Below are 17,688 nucleotides of genomic sequence, written 5' to 3'. Positions count from 1 at the left end.
TCGCGCCGTCCGATCCGCTCACGAGGCGAACCCACCGTGCCCCGGGAATGGATCTCGACGTCCCATGGCTGTCCTGCGTGGATCACGTCGGGTGGCGGTCGATGCTGCCCGGCTCTGTACATGCTGTTTGAGGGAGTGTCACCAGAATGTCTGTTACACAGTCCGCGGTCGAGCGGGTGCGCGTCTCGGCGGAGCCCGACTGGTACGAGTCGGCCGGGATCTCGCTCGGCATCCGGGTCGGAAACCTGGTCTTCACCTCGGGACAGGCCCCGATCGACGCCCGGGGAGCCACGGTCGGGGCCGGGGACTTCGAGGCGCAAGCCCGTCAGGCGCTCGCGAACCTGTCGACGGTGCTGACGAACGCGGGCTCCAGTCTCGCGGACACGGTCAAGGCGACCGTATTCGTCACCGACATCACGCACCAAGACGTCTTCGCCAAGCTGCGCGCGGAACACTTCGCGGCCGAACCCCACCTCGCGGAGTCCTTCGTGGAGGTCTCCTCACTTGCCGACCCCGAGTGGATGATCGAGATAGAGGCGATCGGGCTCATTCGGTGACCGGCCGGCTCCACCACCGGCTCGGCGCGCCGCACCACCCGGCCCGCCCTCCCGCCACGGCGTACCGACGAAGGAGCACCGGCAGGCACGGGGCGGCACGCCCGGCGGCGCACGAACTCTTCGCGCGGGCGGCCGCGCTCCCGTAGCCGACCCGGCGGATAGTGCGCGCCTCCCGGCTGCGGGTACTGGCCGCCGCTGACCTGATCGCCCCCGGCCACGGGCCCGTTCGAGGCCGACGACAGTGTGCTGCGCTGGATCCCTCCTGCGGATCCCTCACCGGGGTTTCGGGCGACCGGGCCTCACCAAGCCCGCTCGTCAAGCGGACGCGGGCAGGTGGATGTCCAGGAGGCACACGTCGTCGCGCTGTTCGTCCGGCAGGAGACGGGACAGCAGGGCGTCGAGCGAGCCGGGGCCGTCCGCGGACAGTTCCGTCTCGGCGGCGCGGGCCAGGCGGTCCATTCCCTCGTCCAAGTGTTCCCCGGGGCGTTCGATCAGGCCGTCGGTGTAGAGCAGCAGGTGGTCTCCGGGCACGAGTCGGCACACGGCCTCGCCGAAGGAGGGCCGCAGCGAGGCGCCGAGCAGTATGCCGTCGGGCGCGGAGAGGAACTCCGCCTTCCCGTGGCGCACGAGCAGGGGTGGCGGGTGGCCCGCCTGGACCCAGGTCAGGCAGCGCTCGGCGGGGTCGTAGCGGCCGAGCACGAGGGTGGCGGTGGCATGGTGGTCGCGGGTGTGCAGGAGCAGGGTGTTGAGCCGGTGCAGCGCGCCGGTGAGCGACGAGCCGGTGACGACCATGCCCTTGGCCGTGAACCGCAGCTGGGCCATCGTGGCCACCGCGTCGATGCCGTGTCCGGCCACGTCGCCGACCGCGAAGAGCACGCCGCCGGGCATGTCGACGGCGCTGTACCAGTCGCCGCCCACGTTGAGGTCATCGTGGGAGGGCAGGTAGGCGACGTCGACGCGCAGATCGGCCAGGTGCAGCGACTGCCCGGGCAGCGGCAGCAGAGCGTGCTGCAAGCGGGCGGCGACCGTTCGTTCCGCCTGGAGGACGTTGCGCTGGGCCAGGACGGCCTGGCGGGTCTCCGTCAGGGCCAGTTCGGCGGCGCGCTGCGCTGTGACGTCCTGGACGAAGCCGTGCACTTCGACGGGGGTGCCGTGGGCGTCCGGCACCGCCTCGGCGACGACCCGCAGGTGCCGGACACCGCCCCGCGTCGTGATCCGGACGTGGCGATCGAGGGGGGTGGCCGCGTCCAGGAGTCTTCGGAGCGCGCGGGTGAAGTCCGGGGCGTCCTCGGGCAGGACGTCCCGGGGGAAGGCGTCGAGCGGCAGCGGGCCCTCTTCCGGGTCCCGGTCGAGGACGGCGTGGACCTGGGGTGACCAGGTGATGGCGCCCGTGACGAGGTTCCAGTCCGTCCACCCGAGGTTGCCGAGCCGCTGGAGGTCGGCCAGGAGGGCCTGCTGCCGGGCGGCGTCGTCGTGGGCCACCCAGGTGACCACGAGGGCGTCACCGAGTTTCACCGCACGGACGGAGTAGACGGAGCGCTGCCGCAGGCCGGCGACGACCTCCTCGTAGGCGAAGGGCTCGCCCTCGTACGGCGTCCCCGTGGTGAGCGTCCGCAGGTAGCCCTGCCAGACGTCGGCGCCGGCCACGGTGGGGTAGCACTCCAGGATCCGCAGCCCGACCAGTGTGCGGCCGCGCCGGCCGGCGACGTCGACGGACTGCGGCGCGGCGGCGTCGATGCGGAAGTCCTCGACGTCACCCGCCGGTGACCGCACGGGGGTGAGGAGGACGGCGGGGCCCGGAAGGACGTCGAAGACCGCCTGGACGAGTGCGACCGTGCCCGCTTCGGGCCCGCCCGGCGCGCACCATCCGGACGCCTCCGGGGCCCCGGATCTCTCTGACCACCTGGACGGGCCGGGTCGTCCGTTCAGCAGGCGCGGCCCCGGGCGCACGCCCCCCGCGCGGAGGCTCCCGGCGCACAGCCGGGCGACAGACCGCAGCAGCTCGCGCACGTCCTCGCCGAAGGGGGCGTCCACCGTGCGCAGGACGCCGAGGGCCGCGGTGACCCTGTCGCCGGTGGTGACCGGGAGCCAGGCGCGGGTGCGCCACCTCTGCGGCGGCTGCCCGATCAGGTGGTAGCGCCGCGCGTCCTGCGCCGGGTCCTCCAGCCACACGGCTTCGCCGCGGCGGACGGCGTCCAGGGCGGCGATGCCGCCGATGGGGGGCACGGACCGCCACTGCGCCGCGACCGCGGCCCCGGTGCCGGCGTGCCCGGCGAGCTCCAGGGCGTCGTGCGCGGTGCGGGAGAAGAGGAGGACGGCGTCGGCCCGGACCGGGGGCCCGGCCAGGTGCTCCAGCAGCCGTTCCGCGACGTCCTGCGGGCAGGTGGCGCCGGTGAGGGCCCTGCCGAGGTCGCCGAGGAGTGCGGTGCGCGAGGGCGCGCACGGCTCCGTGCCGGATTCCCGCACCTGCCCGGCTCGGCCGGTGGAGGGGGCCGGGCCGTGGCGTGCGGGTCGGTGCGGCGCCGGGGAACCCTTCTCCGGAACGGCGGGAAGGTCCAAGACGCCCTGGGCGGGCACGAAGGGCGGGTGCGCCGCCTGCGGGATGCCACCGAGCGCGAGCCAGCACTCCTCGGTCAGCGTGCGGCCGTCGGCTCGCGCCCGCCGCGTCAGCTCCGCGTGCGCTTCCGCGGCCGAGCACCCCGACTGTGCCATCAGGATGCCCTTGGCACGCTCCAGCACGGCCGCGGTGGACGTCTGGCGGTGCAGGCGCTCGTTCTCGGCGCGCAACGCGGCCACGACCTTGGCCAGCGCGACGACGTCGGGTGCGACGCCGGACTCCTCGTCCTCGACAGGTTCGCTCGTCACGTCACTGAGGATGTCATAGGCGGCAGCCGCCGGGGCCGGCTGCACGGGCGCCGGTCACCGGCCCGGGGGAGCAACACACGCCGGGCTTGCGGAAACAGCGGCGGACCGGACCCGAAGGGTACGCACCGATGTGCCGTCACGTCCACCGGCGAACCCGGCCATTCCGGGCTTTCGGGCGGCAGGATCGCCGGGGACCGGCCCCGCGTTCTCCTCGAGATTCATCACTTCGAGGCACTGTCGCCCCTTTACCAGCGACAACAAGACAACGATCGAGGCCACTCTGTTGCGGCGACGTGAGCGCCTCTACGCTGATGAGCGCAGTCGGTTCGCGCCACGGCCTGTGGCGCGTCGCAAGAGGGAATCCGGTGGGAATCCGGAGCTGTCCCGCAGCGGTGAGTGGGAACGAACGCCGTCAACGGCACTGGGCCCCGTCCAGGGGTGTCCGGGAAGCGACGGCCAGTAGGTGTTGCCGGAAGGGACCGGCCGACGCGCCCGCGAGTCCGAAGACCTGCCACTGCGCGCGTGCGACCGCACGCGGTGTTCACGGGTGACCTCGAGGGCTGGGTCGGCGGTGCAGGCGGAGCGGCGCGAGTGCCAGGCGCGGCCGCCCTCTCGCTCACCGGTCCTTCCTCGGGCCGGGGGCGACGAGGGAGGCATGTCCGTGACCGAGAGGCACCGCTCGCACGGCCCGGTGGCCGGTCCGGATCCCGCCGCCCCGCCGTGTCCGACGCCGGCGGCACGCCCCGGCAGCCCGGCCCGGGTCGCCTCGGGCGTCTGCCACGGCACACTGGGCGAGCTCTACCAGGGCCCGCTGCGCCCGGGCGCCGATCCGGACATCGCTCTGGTGTCGTTCCCCGTGGACCGCCACTCGTGGGTGTACTACACGCAAGGGGCCGGCACGGCGGGCGCGCCACCGCTCGGCGAGAAGGCGGCGACGGCCGCCCGCCTCTTCCTGGGGCACCTGGGGCTGACGCTGCCGCCCGGTCACTGGAGCACCCACTCGGACCTGAGCGTCGGCGTGGGGATGGCCAGTTCCACGGCCGACATCGTGGCGACGCTGCGCTGCCTGTTCCACCTCTTCTCCCTGCCGTACGACGCCGGCATCGTCCTCCGCGTCCTGTCGGCGATCGAGCGGGCCGACAGCGTCTTCCTCGACGAGTTCGCGCTCCATCTGAGCGGCCGGCACCGTGTCGTACGGCGCCTGGGCACCGGCATCGGCTTTTACACCGCCTTCGTGACGGAGCCGGGCACGGTGGACACCGCCGCCGTGACCCCGCTGCTCCTGCGGCACTACCGGCGGTACGGGGCGGAGTACGAGCGGTGCCTGACGGACCTCCTCAAGGGCTTCGCCTCCGGCGATCCGGCAGCCGTGGCCCGGGCGGCGACCTTCAGTGCCGTCCTGTCCCAGGCGGTGCTGCCCAAGCGCACCTTCGAAGCCGTACTGGCCCACCGCGAGGAGTTCACGGCGGACGGCCTCTTCGTCGCCCATACCGGCTCCCTCATCGGCTACCTGTTCGCCCGTCGCCCCGGCCCCGCCGTGAAGGGCGAACTGTCCGCCTTCTTCCACTCACTCGGCCACCAGTGCTCCTTCGCCCAGGGAGGCTACGCGTGATCCACCCCCACATAGCCGATGCCCTCAAGGTCCCCGATCTCGTCCGGCTGGCGGACGGCATGGTCCTGTTGAGGTTCGAGTCGATGAAGATCTACTCGGCGCTCGCGGCCGTCCGGCGGCTGCTCGACCGCGGCACCGTCCGCCCCGGACAGACCCTGATCGACAGCTCCAGCGGCATCTACGCCTACGCTCTGGCGCTCGCCTGCCACCGCTACGGCCTGCGGTGCCACATCGTGGCCTCGACCACGGTCGACGCCACGACACTCGCGCAACTGGAGATCCTCGGCGCGACGGTCGAGCAGGTCAGACCGTCGCGGAACCTCAAACTCGACCAGGAGTTACGGGTGCGCCGGGTGCGGGAAACCCTCGCCGAGCAGCCCGCCTTCCACTGGATGCGCCAGTACCACGACGACATCCACTACCTGGGCTACCAGGAGGTCGCGGACGCGGTGGCCGCGGCGCTGCCGGGCCGCTCGCTGACCGTCGTCGGCGGCGTCGGGTCCGGGGCCTCCACCGGCGGGCTCGCGGAACACCTGCGCCGCCGCGACCCCTCCGTCCGGCTGGTCGGGGTGCAGCCGTTCGGCAGCGTCACCTTCGGCAGCCAGGACCACGACGACCCGGAGGCGATCATCGCCGGCATCGGGTCCTCGATCGTCTTCGACAACGTCCGCCACCACCTCTACGACGCCGTCCACTGGATGGACTTCACCCACGCCATGTCCGGCACGGTCGCCCTGCTGCGCGAGCACGCCGTCTTCGCCGGGCTGTCCACCGGCGCCGCCTACCTCACCGCCACGTACGAAGCCGGCCGCCGGCCCGACCGGCTCCATCTGGTGATCGGCGCCGACACCGGCCACCGCTACGTGGAGCGCGTGTACGCCCGGCACAGGGAGGCCGCGGACCTCACCGCGCTCAAACCGGCCGAAGTCGGCAGCCCCGGGGAGATGTCCATGCCCTGGTCCACGATGGAGTGGAACCGAAGCCCCTGGCCGTCGCACCGGAAGGAGCCGGCCGCATGAGCGTGGTCTGCCTGGAATCCCTCACCTTCGGACTCGGACACCTGGCGCGCGCCGCCGACCGGCTGGGCGAACGCCTGCGCCTGCTCACCAGTGACCCCTCCTTCTACGCCTACGAGTTGGAGCGCCTTCCCGCCGGCGCCGTCGACGTGGTGGAGACCGACACCTTCGACACGGACGGGGTGGCGGAGCTGCTCGGCCGGACCCCGGACCTGCGGGGTCTGATCAGCTCCACCGACACGTGGATGCTGGTGGGCGCGGAACTGGCCGCCCGCTTCGGCCTGCCCGGCCTCGACCCGGCGGTGCTGCGGCTGACGAGGGACAAGGCCGCTGTCCGGGACCGGCTGTTCGAGGCCGGGCTGACACGGGCCCGCGCGGCCGAGGCGGACCCCGGCGGCGCCGAGACGGCTGCCCTGCTGGTCAAGGGGGTGGGCCTGCCGGCGATCCTCAAGGACAGCGCGGGCACGGGCAGCCAGAACGTCTGGCTGGTCCGCGACGAGCGGGAGCTGGACGCGGCCCTGGCCGAGGCCGCCGGGCGGCAGCTGAAGGGCCGGCTGTTCGCCGAGCCGTACTTCTCCGGCCCCGTCTACAGCGCGGAGACCCTCACCTGGGCGGGAAGGACACGCCTGCTGGGCGTCTCCAGCCGCCTGATGTCACCCGAGCCGCACTTCCGGGAGGAAGTCACCGCGTTCCCCGTCGCCTTCCCCGAGCAGCGCAGGGCCGCTCTGGAGCGGTGGCTCGACGGTGTGCTCGCCGCCATCGGCTACACCGACCGGTTCGCCCACGTGGAGTTCGCCCTGACCACGTCCGGCCCGGAAGTGGTGGAGATCAATCCGCGGATCGGGGGCGCGCTCGTCGGCGAGGGCATGTGCCGGGCGCTGGGCGTCAACGTGTACGAGGCGATGGTGGAGGCGGCGGTGGGCCTGCGGCCCGGGCTCATGGACGCGGCGCCGCCCGGCGGCCCGGCCTCGGCGTTCGTCCTCGGCTACCCCCGGCGCCCGGGGATCTTCAGCGGTGTCAGCGGACTCGACCGGCTGCCCGACATGCCCGGATCCCCCACCTGGTACCCGGTCAAGCGGATCGGCGACCCCGTCGAGCACCTGGCCGACAGCCGGGGGTACGCGGGGATCGTCTACGCCGAGGGCGACACGGCCGAGCTCGCCACCCACTGTGCCGTCGCCGCCGCCAACGCCGTCACGGTGCTGACCGAACCCTTTCCGCAGCCGGGAGCCGCGGGCCGCCGGACCTCCGATGACTGACGCCGCCGGCGGCGCGGGGCTGCGGTCCGCGTTCTCCTCCCTGACCGGGCCCCTGCGCTTCCTGCTGCTCAGCTCCTTCCTGATCCCGCTCGGCAGTTTCATGGTCCTGCCGTTCATGTCGGTCTTCCTGCACGAGCGGCTGGGGATGGGGCTCGGGTCGGTCGGGGTGGTGCTGGCCGCGGCGTCGCTCGTGCAGTTCTCGGGCGGTGTCGTCGGCGGGGCGCTCGCCGACCGCGTGGGGCTGCGGCGCACGATGATGTGGGCGCTGGTGGTGCGCACGGCGGGTTTCGCGGCGTTCCTGGCGGCGCTGCGGTGGCCGCCCGTGGCGGTGGGGGCGCTGATCCTGACCTGCTGCGGCGCCGCGCTGTACCTGCCGGCCAACAAGGCGTATCTGGTGCACGGCGTGGCGGAGGCGCGCCGGCCGGCGTTCCTGTCCGCGGGCAACGCGGCACTCAACGCGGGCATGGCCGTGGGCCCGCTCATCGCCGGACCGTTCGTGCTGTCGTCTCCGGGCCCGCTGTTCCTCTGCGTGACGGTGCTGTTCGCCGCGGTCGCCGTGGGCCATGCGCGGCTGCCCGCCACGGGGGCGGCGGGGAAACGATCCGGCGACGTGCGTCCGCCCGGCCAGGGGCTGCTGAGCGGGGTGGCCGTCCTGCCCTTCGCCGCCAACGGGCTGGCCTTCTACCTCTACTTCTACTTCCAGCACTACCTGGCGGTCTACGCCGTGGAGCGGGCCTCCAGCGAGTTCTACAGCCTGGTGCTCCTCACCTGCTTCGTCCTGGTCATCGTCGTCCAGCCGCTCGCTTCGGACGCGATCCGGCGGATGAGCTACCCGGTCGCCCTCGCGGCCGGGTTCGCGGGGCTGGCCGCCGGAACGGCGGTCCTGGCGGCCGGCACGAGGACGGCCCTGCTGGCGGGCGGGGTCCTGATCACGCTGGGCGACATCGTGCTCTTCCTCAAGAACGACCTGGAGGCCCTGCGCCGCAGCCGCCGCTCCGACGCCGTGGTGTTCGGACAGCAGCGGCTCGCCGCGGGACTGGGCGCCTGCGCCAGCGGCGTCTTGGGCGGGCAGCTGTACGGATTCGGCGAACGGGCCGGGGACACCGGCTGGTTCTGGATGCTGGCCGCCGCCCAGTGCGTCCTGCTGCCGCCGCTCCTCCTCGCCCTGCGCGACAGGGCCTGCGCACCTCCTGCCCACCCCGACGACACGGAAGGAACAACGACCCCAGATGACGCGCACGGGCGGATTCCAGGATGACGACTTCTGGACCGAGTTCCACGACTTCCTCTTCTCCGAGCAGCGCTACTCCCAGGCGGTGGAACTGCTCGACACCTCGCCCCTGCTGTCCTTCCGGCCGGGGGCGCGCGTCCTGGACCTGGGCTGCGGGCCCGGGGTGTTCACCGTGCCGCTCGCCCGCCGGGGCTTCGACGTGACGGGCGTGGACCGCAGCCCGGCCATGCTGGAGCGCGCCCGGAAACGGTCCGCCGACGCCGGTGTGACGGCCCGGTACGTGCAGGCCGACATGCGGGAGTACGGACAGCCCGGCGCCTTCGATGTCGTCCTCAACATGTTCACGTCCTTCGGGTACTTCGAGGACCCCGCCGACAACGCCCGCGTGCTGCGGACCATGCACTCCTGTCTGGCACCCGGCGGGACGCTCGTCCTGGACCTCGCCGGGAAGGAACTGCTGGCACGCAAGGTCGTGCCGCCCAAGGTCGTCCAGCGCGGTGACGACCTGCTGGTGCAGACGGACACGGTGCTGGACGACTGGGCGCGGCTGCGCAGCGACTGGGTGCTGGTCCGCGGTGACCGTGTGACGCGCGCGAGCCTGGTGTGGTTCATGTACAGCGCGGTGGAGTTGCGGCAGATGGCCGAAGAGGCCGGTTTCGCGGGCGTGGAGTTCTCCGGGGGTTTCGACGGGCGCCCGTACGACCAGGACGCCGAACGGCTGATCCTCCGGGCGGTCCGTGAGGAGTGAGGCGGATGGGGGCGTGCGGTCGACTTCCGCACGCCCTATGCCGCACGCCTGAGCATTCGTACTATCAGCGGGTCATCACCGCGACGGGAGTCAGGAAGCCGGTGCGATTCCGGCACGGTCCCGCCACTGTGACCGGGGGAGTGCAACCCTTTTCCATGCCACTGCGCGCGGCGCGGGAAGGCCGGGGGGAACGTCGATCCGGGAGTCAGGACACTGGTCTGTCGCGGGCCCGTTCCGAGGAGCGCGGACTCCCCAGGAGGCTCTACGTGTACGACACGCCCCACTCCCCGTTCGCCCGCCGCCGCCGTGCCCTGCGCGCCGCGGCGCTGACCACCGCCCTGTTCACCTCCCTGCTGGCCGGCTGCGGCGCGCGGCAGGGCAGCGGCGACGACGCGAAACCCACCGCCTCGCCCGCGCGCGGCTTCCCGGTCACCATCGACAACTGCGGCATCCGCACGACGTACAAGAAGCCGCCCTCCCGGGTGGTGACCATCCACCAGCACCCGGCCGAGCTCATGCTGGCGCTCGGGCTCAAGGACCGGATGGTCGGCACCGCCTTCCCCGACTCCTCCGTCCTTCCCGAACTCAGAAAGGACTTCGAGGCCGTCCCCCAGCTGGCGAAGAAGGAGCCGTCCTTCGAGAAGGTCCTGCAGGCCGAGCCGGACTTCGTCTACGGCGGCTACGGCAGCGCGTTCGCCGACAACGAGGGCCGTTCCCGCACGGCGTTCACCAAGGCCGGGATCCACACCTACCTCAACCGCGAATACTGCGGGAAGAAGCAGGTGTCCATGCAGGACACCTACGACGAGATCCGCACCATCGGCTCGATCTTCGGCGTGTCCGAGCGGGCCGACAAGCTGGTCACCGACCTCAAGGGGCGGGTGGACCGAACCACCGGGAGGGTGCGGAAAGCCCCTGCCGTCCCTGTGTTCGTGTACGACAGCGGCGACAAGGCCGCGTTCACCGCCGGTGGCAAGAGCCTCGGCACCGAGATCATCAGGCTCGCCGGCGGGCGGAACGTGTTCGCGGACCTCGACGACGTCTTCGCCGACGCCTCCTGGGAGCAAGTCGTCGCCCGCAAGCCCGAGGTCATCGCCATCTACGACTACGCGGGAGCCGGAAGCGTCGAGCAGAAGAAGAAGTTCCTGCTCTCCCGGCCCGCCCTCGCCGACGTGCCCGCCGTGAAGAACAAGCGCTTCGTCGTCCTCCCGCTGACGGCGACCCTTGTCGGGATCCGGCCGCCGTACGCGGTCGAGGAACTGGCCCGCGGGCTGCACCCCGAGACGTTCCGGTGACGGCCCCGGCCGTGGCCGGCACTCCCGTCGGCACCCGGGACAGCCGCCGTGAGAAGCCGCCCCGCCGCCGGCCCTTCGCCGCCACCCTGGCCGTCCTAGGCGCCCTGCTCCTGGTGTCCCTCACGGCGGGCCTGGCGATCGGCTCGGTCCACGTGCCGCCCGGCCAGGTGTGGGGCATCGTGGCCCACGCGCTGGGCGCCGGCCCGTCGGAGCCCGGCTGGTCCCGGGCCCGGGAGACGATCGTGCTCGACGTACGGGCGCCGCGCGTCCTGCTCGGGGCGGTGACGGGCGCGGGGCTCGCGGTGGTGGGCACCGCCATGCAGGCCCTGGTTCGCAATCCGCTGGCGGAGCCGTACCTGCTGGGGGTCTCCTCGGGCGCGTCGCTGGGCGCCGTCACAGTGATCGTCTTCGGGGTGAGCCTGTTCGGTCCGGTGTCGCTGTCGGTCGCCGCGTTCGCGGGGGCCCTGCTGACACTCCTGCTGGTGTACTCGACGGCCCGCGCGGGCGGTCGCATCACCTCGGTGCGCCTGGTGCTGTCGGGCGTGGCGGTCGCCGCCGTGCTGACCGCGGTGATGGATCTGCTGCTGCTGACCGGCGACCGGGGCAACGAGGCGCGAGCGGTCCTCGCCTGGACCCTCGGGGGGCTCGGCGGCGTGCAGTGGGGCACGCTGTGGCTGCCGGGCGCGGCGCTGTCGCTGGGCGTCGTCGTCCTGCTGGTCCAGGCCAGGTCGCTGAACCTGCTGCTGGCGGGCGAGGAGGCCGCCACGACGATGGGGCTGGACGTGGCCCGGTTCCGGGCCCGGATGTTCGTCCTCCTTTCCCTCGTCACCGGCGTGCTGGTGGCGGCCGCCGGGCCGATCGGCTTCGTCGGGCTGATGCTGCCGCACATCGTGCGCCTCTTCGTCGGCGGCGACCACCGCCGGGTGCTGCCGGCCGCCGCCCTGGCCGGGGCGGTGTTCCTGGTCTGGGCGGACATCGCGGCGCGGACCGTCGCCGCCCCGATGGAGGTCCCCGTCGGCGTGCTGACGGCCCTGTGCGGCGGACCGTTCTTCCTGTGGCTGATGCGCCGGGACGCCCGGCGGAGCACCGACCGAGGAGTGGCATGACCGCGACCGAACTGGCCGTCGAGGGCGTCACGCTCACGGCCGGGGCCCGCCACCTGGTGCGCGACGTCTCGCTGACCGCCCGGCCCGGCGAGGTGGTCGGCCTGGTCGGCCCGAACGGCAGTGGCAAGTCCAGCCTGCTGCGCGCCGCCTACCGGGTGCTGCGCCCCGATGCCGGGTGCGTGCGCGTGGACGGTGCCGACGCCTGGTCACTGCCGGTGCGCCGGCTCGCCCGCACCGTGGCCGCCGTCGTGCAGGAAGCGGGGGCCGACTTCGACCTGACGGTGCGGGAAGTCGTCGCGATGGGCCGCAGCCCGCACAAGCGGCTGCTCGACGGCGACACCGCCGAAGACCTCCGGATCATCGGATCGGCCCTGGAGTCGGTGGACGCAGGTGACCTGGCGGAGCGCTCCTTCGACCGGCTCTCCGGGGGCGAGCGCCAGCGCGTGCTCATCGCCCGCGCCCTCGCCCAGCAGCCCTCCCTGCTCGTCCTCGACGAGCCCACCAACCACCTCGACATCCGACACCAGCTGGAGGTGCTCGGCGTCCTGCGCCGGCTGCCCGCCACGGTCCTGATCGCTCTCCACGACCTGAACCTCGCCGCCTACTACTGCGACCGCCTCTACGTCCTGCGCGCGGGCGAGGTGACGGCCCGCGGTACGCCCGGGGAGGTGCTCACCCCGCGGCTGCTGGCCGAGGTGTACGGGGTGGCCGCCGAGGTCGCCGTCCATCCGCGCACGGGCGCGCCGCAGGTGACGTTCCTGCCCGGGGAGAGCGCCCCGCCGGTCATGGCGATGTCGGATCATTCCCCGTCGTGATCGTGCGGGGCCGTCGCGGGCGGCTCGGCCGGGCGCGGACGTCCACCGTCGTGGCCGGACACCACCACCGCGAGGACGGCGACCACGACGGCCGCGACGGCGAGCCTGCCGGCGCCCCGGGTGGTCCAGCCCAGTGCGGATGCCCCCGTCCACCGGCCGGGCGCTTCCAGGCGCTCGGCCCGGCGGGCGGGGCGCACCAGCCGGAGGAGAAGCAGCACGGCGACGGGCACCTGGAGCAGCCACAGCACCGTGCGCGGCCAGCCGTCGTACCAGACGTTGGTGCCGTACAGCAGCGTGTGCCACACGCTCAGCACGTACACGACGATGACGAACCGGTGCAGCCGGCGCCAGGTGTTCGCGCCGATGCGGTGCCGGACGTAGAACAGCAGGCCCAGGGGGAGGGCGAGGTAGAGGGCGCCCTGCCCGATGGGGATGGCCGTCCGGCCGGTTCCCGAGTCGTACCAGCCCGGGACGAAGGTGTCCGCGAACGCCGACCACAGCCGGGCCGCCCACGTCATCGTGGCTTCGTAGCGGACCAGTTCGGCCGCGAACATCAGCGCGTGCGCGAGCATCAGCGCCATTGTCGTCAGGCTCGTGGTGCGGTGCCAGCGTTCCAGCGCGGCCCGGGACACCGCCGGCCGGCCGGGCCGGGGCCCGGACAGCAGCAGCCCGAGGACGACGGTCCCCCACGCCCACAGCAGGCCGGACCAGCCGAACGCCTGGCTGAGCAGGTACATCCAGTAGGTGCGGGGGTCGTCCATGAAGGGCATGACCGCGACCGTCGCGGAGGTGCCGGAGCGCATGCGGAAAGAGAGGAAGAGGAACACGGCCGCCGTGACGGCCACCGCGGCGGCGGCATCGGGCAGGGCCGCTCTGAGATCGGCGCGCAGCGGAACGCGGCCGACGGGTTGCCGGCCGTTCACAGGTGCTGGAGGCGTACGGTCGCGGCCTGTCGTTTCCGGCTGCATTCCTGGCCCTTCGGGCGGTTGTCTGCGACGCGTGATGCGTGTCGTGTCAGTGTGGCGATCGTCGGGGGCTTGGGCGAGACGCTATCCGGCCAGAGGCGTACCGTCCGGCCACTCCGGCGCGACACCGAGGGGAAGGAGTCAAGGGTTGTGCGCCTACCGCGGGACAGCCCTGCGGCCGCATCCGGGTGGTGTCCCGGACGCGGCCGTGGGCCGAGCGCGGTGGCCGCGCCGCGCTGTGCCTTACGAGAAGGTCCGCAGGCGCAGGCTGTTGGTGACGACGAAGACGGAGGAGAAGGCCATGGCCGCTCCGGCGATCATCGGGTTGAGCAGGCCGGCTGCCGCGAGGGGGAGGGCGGCGACGTTGTAGCCGAAGGCCCAGAAGAGGTTGCCCTTGATGGTGCCGAGCGTCTTGCGGGAGAGCCGGATGGCGTCGGCGGCGACGAGCAGGTCGCCGCGTACGAGGGTGAGGTCGCCGGCCTCGATGGCCGCGTCGGTGCCGGTGCCCATCGCGAGACCGAGGTCGGCGGTGGCGAGGGCGGCGGCGTCGTTGACGCCGTCACCGACCATGGCGACCGTGCGGCCTTGTGACTGGAGGCGCTTGACGACGTCGACCTTGTCCTGCGGGAGGACCTCGGCGATCACCTCGTCGATACCGACCTCGCGGGCGACGCTCGCGGCGACGGCCTTGTTGTCGCCGGTCAGCAGGACGGGCGTGAGCCCGAGGCGGCGCAGTTCGGTGACGGCGCGGGTGCTGGTGGGCTTGATCGCGTCGGCGACGGTGAGGACGCCGCGCGCCTCGCCGTCCCAGGCGACGGCCACGGCGGTGCGGCCCTCGGCCTCGGCTGCGGCCTTCGCCGCCGCCAGTTCCGCGGGCAGGGTGATGGCCCACTCGGCGAGCAGTCGCTCGCGGCCGACCAGGACGGCGTGTCCGTCGACGACGCCCTGGACGCCGAGCCCGGCGACGTTCTCGAAGCTCTCCGGCGCGGGCAGCGCGCCGGTCCGGGCGGTGGCTCCGTCGGCGACGGCCCGGGCGATGGGGTGTTCGGAGGCGTGCTCCAGCGCGCCGGCCAGGCGCAGGAGTTCCCGCTCGCTGACGCCGGGGGCGGTGACGATCTCGTGCAGGGCCATCGTGCCGGTGGTGACGGTGCCGGTCTTGTCCAGGACGACGGTGTCGACGCGGCGGGTGGACTCCAGGACTTCGGGGCCCTTGATGAGGATGCCGAGCTGGGCTCCGCGGCCGGTGCCGACCATGAGGGCGGTGGGGGTGGCGAGGCCGAGGGCGCAGGGGCAGGCGATGATCAGTACGGCCACGGCGGCGGTGAAGGCCGCGGTGGCGTCGCCGGTGACCAGCAGCCAGGTGAGCAGGGTGCCGAGGGCGATCAGCAGGACGACGGGGACGAAGATCCCGGAGACCCGGTCGGCGAGGCACTGGACCGCGGCCTTGCCGTTCTGCGCGTCCTCCACCAGTGCGGCCATCCGGGAGAGCCGGGTGTCGGAGCCGACCCGGGTGGCTTCGACGACCAGGCGGCCGGAGGTGTTGACGGTGGCGCCGGTGACGGCGTCGCCCACCGTCACGTCGACGGGCACGGACTCGCCGGTCAGCATCGAGGCGTCCACCGCCGAGCCGCCCTCGACGACCGTGCCGTCCGTGGCGATCTTCTCGCCGGGGCGGACGACGAACCGGTCGCCGACCGCCAGTTCCGCGGTGGGGACGCGGACTTCGCGCCCGTCGCGCAGCACGGCCACGTCCTTCGCGCCCAGTTCGAGCAGTGCGCGCAGCGCGGCGCCCGCCTTGCGCTTGGACTTCGCCTCCAGGTAACGCCCGGCGAGGATGAAGGTGGTCACCCCGGCCGCGGCCTCCAGGTAGATGGAGGAGGAGCCGTCCGCGCGGGAGACGGCGAAGTCGAAGCCGTGCCGCATGCCCGGCATGCCCGCGTGGCCGAAGAACAGGGCCCACAGCGACCAGCCGAGCGCGGCGAGCGTGCCGATCGACACGAGCGTGTCCATGGTGGCGGCGCCGTGCCGGGCGTTGGTCCAGGCGGCCCGGTGGAAGGGGAGCGCGCCCCACACCACGACCGGCGCGGCCAAGGTCAGTGACAGCCACTGCCAGTTGTCGAACTGCAGCGCGGGGACCATCGCCATCAGCACGACCGGCACGGAGAGGACGAGCGAGACCAGCAGCCGCTGCCGCAAGGTGTCGTTCTCGCCGCCGGCCTCTTCGCCGCCCTCTTCGCCGGCGGCGTCGGCCGGCTTGTGCGCCCGGACGGGCTCCGCCGGCTCCTGAGCCGTGTAGCCGGTCTTCTCGACGGTGGCGATGAGGTCGGCTACCGCCACTCCCGCGCCGTAGGCGACCTTCGCCTTCTCGGTGGCGAAGTTGACGGTCGCGGTGACGCCGTCCATGCGGTTGAGCTTCTTCTCGACGCGCGCGGCGCACGAGGCACAGGTCATGCCGCCGATGGAGAGCTCGACTTCGGCGGCGGGCGCGGCGGGCGCCGTGGCCTTCTCGGGGGCGAGGCTGGTCATGGGGGTTCTCCCGGGAGGAGGGCCGGGCCGTGCGGCGTCCCTATCAGGGGAGCGGCACGGTCCGGCGGAAGTGCTGGGGATGTGTGTCAGGCGATGCGTGGTGCGGAGGAGCCGGGGTTGCCGGCGGCGTCTCCCGCTGAAGACGACGATATACCCCCTGGGGGTATTGCGGAAGTCCGGGAGGGCGGCCGGGGCGGGGCGAAGAGGAGGTGGATCGTCCGCGATCCGTACGTATATTCGAGTCACATTTCCGCACCGGTGTTTCGTCCATGGGGTGACGAACTCATCGCACCCGTGCCGGGGCGGACCGCCCCGGCACCGCGTCAGGCAAGGAGCACTCCTGATGTCCACTGCCCACCTCGCGGCCACCGCGGTGGCCGCCGCCATGGCGAGCTTCTCCGCCGCCGTCAGTCTCCTGGGCACCCCATGGGCCGAACGCTCATTGACCGACTACGGCGTCCCCCGCTCGTGGTGGACGTGGCTCGGCGTGGCCAAGGCCGCCGGGGCCGCGGGCCTGCTGGCCGGCCTGGTCGTACCGTTCATCGGCGTCATGGCGGGGATCGGCCTGGTGCTGTACTACGCCGGAGCCCTCGTCACCGTCGTCCGGGCCCACCGGTTCGCGCACATTCCGGCGCCGCTGGTCTTCGCGGTGCCGGTGGTCTGCGCCCTGCTCCTGGGGCGAGGCAGAGCGTGCTGAGCGAGATGTCGTTCCACAGCACCGACGTCGCTCCGGCGGACCGCTTCGACTACTGGCGTGAACACCTCCTGAGGGCCTACGTACCCGCGCAGGTTTCCAGCGATCACGCCGCCGATTTCATAGCGGCCCAGCGCGTCGTGGAGCTGGGTGCCGTGCGTTTATGGGCGACTGAGCACCCGTCGATGACGCTGCGGCGGAGCGCGGGCCTGATCCGGCAGTCGGACCCCGGGATCTTTCACCTCTCGATTCCCCTGCGGGGCACGGTGCGGCTCGTCCAGCCCCACGGTGCCGCGGAGTACGGCGCGCGCGACGTGGTGCTGCTGGACAGCTCGCGCCCCTACACCATGGAGACGTCCGCTCCCCGGGGCCAGGGCGGTGTGCAGGGCATCGGTCTCCTCTTCCCCCGCGACATGCTGCCGCTGCCCGCGCACAGCCTCAGCACCTTGGTCAACCGGCGTCTGCCCGGTCAGGCGGGCGTAGGCGCCCTCCTCATCCAGTTCCTCACTCAGGTACTGACGGACACCGCCTGCCACCAACCGGCGGACGGGCCCCGGCTGGAGAGGGTCGCCATCGATCTGGTGTCCGCGCTGATGTCCCATGTCCTCGACAGCGACGACGCACTCACGCCGGAGGCACGCCGGCACACCCTGCTCCTGCGCATCCGGCAGTACATCCAGCAGAACCTGACCACACCAGGGCTGTCACCCCGGTCAGTGGCGGCCGCCCATCACATCTCTCTCAGTTACCTGCACCGCATCTTCGAGGGCGAGCAAGTCAGCGTGGCCGCCTGGATCCGCCAACAGCGCCTGGAAAGCGCCCGCCGGGACCTCGCCGATCCCGCGCTGCGCGGCCTGTCCGTCCAGCGGATCGCCGCCCGCTGCGGATTCACCCACGCCGCGGATCTGACCCGTGCCTTCCGCGCGGCCTACGGCGTGCCGCCCACGGAGTACCGCAACCGGGTGTGCACCCCGGCGAGTAGACGCATTGCCCACTGAG

The 17,688-nt window shown here is 72.8% G+C and carries 14 protein-coding genes and 2 riboswitches; of the genes, 11 read left to right on the top strand and 3 right to left on the bottom strand.

Going from position 1 to position 17,688, the window contains the following annotated elements; translation table 11 throughout:
• The first annotated feature begins 146 nt into the window (after positions 1 to 146).
• Positions 147 to 557: a RidA family protein gene (locus tag ABZ951_RS03120; RefSeq protein WP_344089624.1), complete on the top strand. Its 411-nt coding sequence runs from the start codon at positions 147 to 149 to the stop codon at positions 555 to 557.
• Between the two features lie 315 nt (positions 558 to 872).
• Here ABZ951_RS03120 and ABZ951_RS03115 read toward each other — a convergent pair whose 3' ends face one another.
• Complete coding sequence (locus ABZ951_RS03115; protein ID WP_344089625.1) at positions 873 to 3,422, bottom strand: SpoIIE family protein phosphatase; 2,550 nt, start codon at positions 3,420 to 3,422, stop codon at positions 873 to 875.
• Positions 3,423 to 3,727: 305 nt separating this feature from the next.
• Positions 3,728 to 3,953: riboswitch (cobalamin riboswitch) on the top strand.
• Positions 3,954 to 4,083: 130 nt separating this feature from the next.
• Between ABZ951_RS03115 and ABZ951_RS03110 the strand changes: the two genes are divergently transcribed.
• From ABZ951_RS03110 to ABZ951_RS03075, 8 genes are all read left to right on the top strand, one after another.
• A complete protein-coding gene (locus tag ABZ951_RS03110; RefSeq protein ID WP_344089626.1) occupies positions 4,084 to 5,034 on the top strand; it encodes a hypothetical protein in 951 nt (316 codons plus the stop codon).
• Positions 5,031 to 6,053: a cysteine synthase family protein gene (locus ABZ951_RS03105; RefSeq protein ID WP_344089627.1), complete on the top strand. Its 1,023-nt coding sequence runs from the start codon at positions 5,031 to 5,033 to the stop codon at positions 6,051 to 6,053. The genes ABZ951_RS03110 and ABZ951_RS03105 overlap by 4 nt, the downstream gene beginning before the upstream one ends.
• Complete coding sequence (locus ABZ951_RS03100) at positions 6,050 to 7,309, top strand: ATP-grasp domain-containing protein (protein ID WP_344089628.1); 1,260 nt, start codon at positions 6,050 to 6,052, stop codon at positions 7,307 to 7,309. Before ABZ951_RS03105 ends, ABZ951_RS03100 begins: the two co-directional genes overlap by 4 nt.
• The gene (locus ABZ951_RS03095; protein WP_344089629.1) at positions 7,302 to 8,567 is read left to right on the top strand and encodes an MFS transporter; all 1,266 of its coding nucleotides are present in this window, start codon (positions 7,302 to 7,304) and stop codon (positions 8,565 to 8,567) included. The genes ABZ951_RS03100 and ABZ951_RS03095 overlap by 8 nt, the downstream gene beginning before the upstream one ends.
• On the top strand, positions 8,539 to 9,288 hold the full coding sequence (locus ABZ951_RS03090; RefSeq protein WP_344089630.1) for a class I SAM-dependent methyltransferase: 750 nt from the start codon (positions 8,539 to 8,541) through the stop codon (positions 9,286 to 9,288). Before ABZ951_RS03095 ends, ABZ951_RS03090 begins: the two co-directional genes overlap by 29 nt.
• Positions 9,289 to 9,340: 52 nt before the next feature.
• A riboswitch (cobalamin riboswitch) is annotated at positions 9,341 to 9,525 on the top strand.
• 29 nt (positions 9,526 to 9,554) lie between these two features.
• Positions 9,555 to 10,583, top strand: coding sequence for an ABC transporter substrate-binding protein (locus tag ABZ951_RS03085; RefSeq protein WP_344089631.1), 1,029 nt, complete (start codon positions 9,555 to 9,557; stop codon positions 10,581 to 10,583).
• A gap of 11 nt (positions 10,584 to 10,594) precedes the next feature.
• The gene (locus ABZ951_RS03080; RefSeq protein ID WP_361278703.1) at positions 10,595 to 11,689 is read left to right on the top strand and encodes an iron ABC transporter permease; all 1,095 of its coding nucleotides are present in this window, start codon (positions 10,595 to 10,597) and stop codon (positions 11,687 to 11,689) included.
• The gene (locus ABZ951_RS03075) at positions 11,686 to 12,504 is read left to right on the top strand and encodes an ABC transporter ATP-binding protein (RefSeq protein ID WP_344089633.1); all 819 of its coding nucleotides are present in this window, start codon (positions 11,686 to 11,688) and stop codon (positions 12,502 to 12,504) included. Before ABZ951_RS03080 ends, ABZ951_RS03075 begins: the two co-directional genes overlap by 4 nt.
• Here the strand turns inward: ABZ951_RS03075 and ABZ951_RS03070 are convergent.
• Both ABZ951_RS03070 and ABZ951_RS03065 read right to left on the bottom strand, forming a co-directional pair.
• Entirely contained in the window at positions 12,489 to 13,472 is a 984-nt protein-coding gene (locus ABZ951_RS03070) for a ferric reductase-like transmembrane domain-containing protein (protein ID WP_344089635.1), read from the bottom strand. The two genes, ABZ951_RS03075 and ABZ951_RS03070, sit on opposite strands and share 16 nt — an antisense overlap.
• A 240-nt stretch (positions 13,473 to 13,712) precedes the next feature.
• Positions 13,713 to 15,995, bottom strand: coding sequence for a heavy metal translocating P-type ATPase (locus ABZ951_RS03065; RefSeq protein ID WP_344089637.1), 2,283 nt, complete (start codon positions 15,993 to 15,995; stop codon positions 13,713 to 13,715).
• Positions 15,996 to 16,338: 343 nt separating this feature from the next.
• Here ABZ951_RS03065 and ABZ951_RS03060 point away from each other — a divergent pair, with 343 nt between their 5' ends.
• Positions 16,339 to 16,692, top strand: a complete 354-nt coding sequence (locus ABZ951_RS03060; protein ID WP_344089638.1) for a DoxX family protein — start codon at positions 16,339 to 16,341, stop codon at positions 16,690 to 16,692.
• Between the two features lie 5 nt (positions 16,693 to 16,697).
• Complete coding sequence (locus ABZ951_RS03055) at positions 16,698 to 17,687, top strand: helix-turn-helix domain-containing protein (protein ID WP_344089639.1); 990 nt, start codon at positions 16,698 to 16,700, stop codon at positions 17,685 to 17,687.
• The last annotated feature ends 1 nt before the right edge of the window (position 17,688 follow it).

This window comes from Streptomyces sp. NPDC046215 (assembly GCF_040646215.1).
Lineage (GTDB): Bacteria > Actinomycetota > Actinomycetes > Streptomycetales > Streptomycetaceae > Streptomyces > Streptomyces stramineus.
Note: the sequence above shows the minus strand (reverse complement) of the source record. Positions and strands in the feature narration are given on the sequence as shown.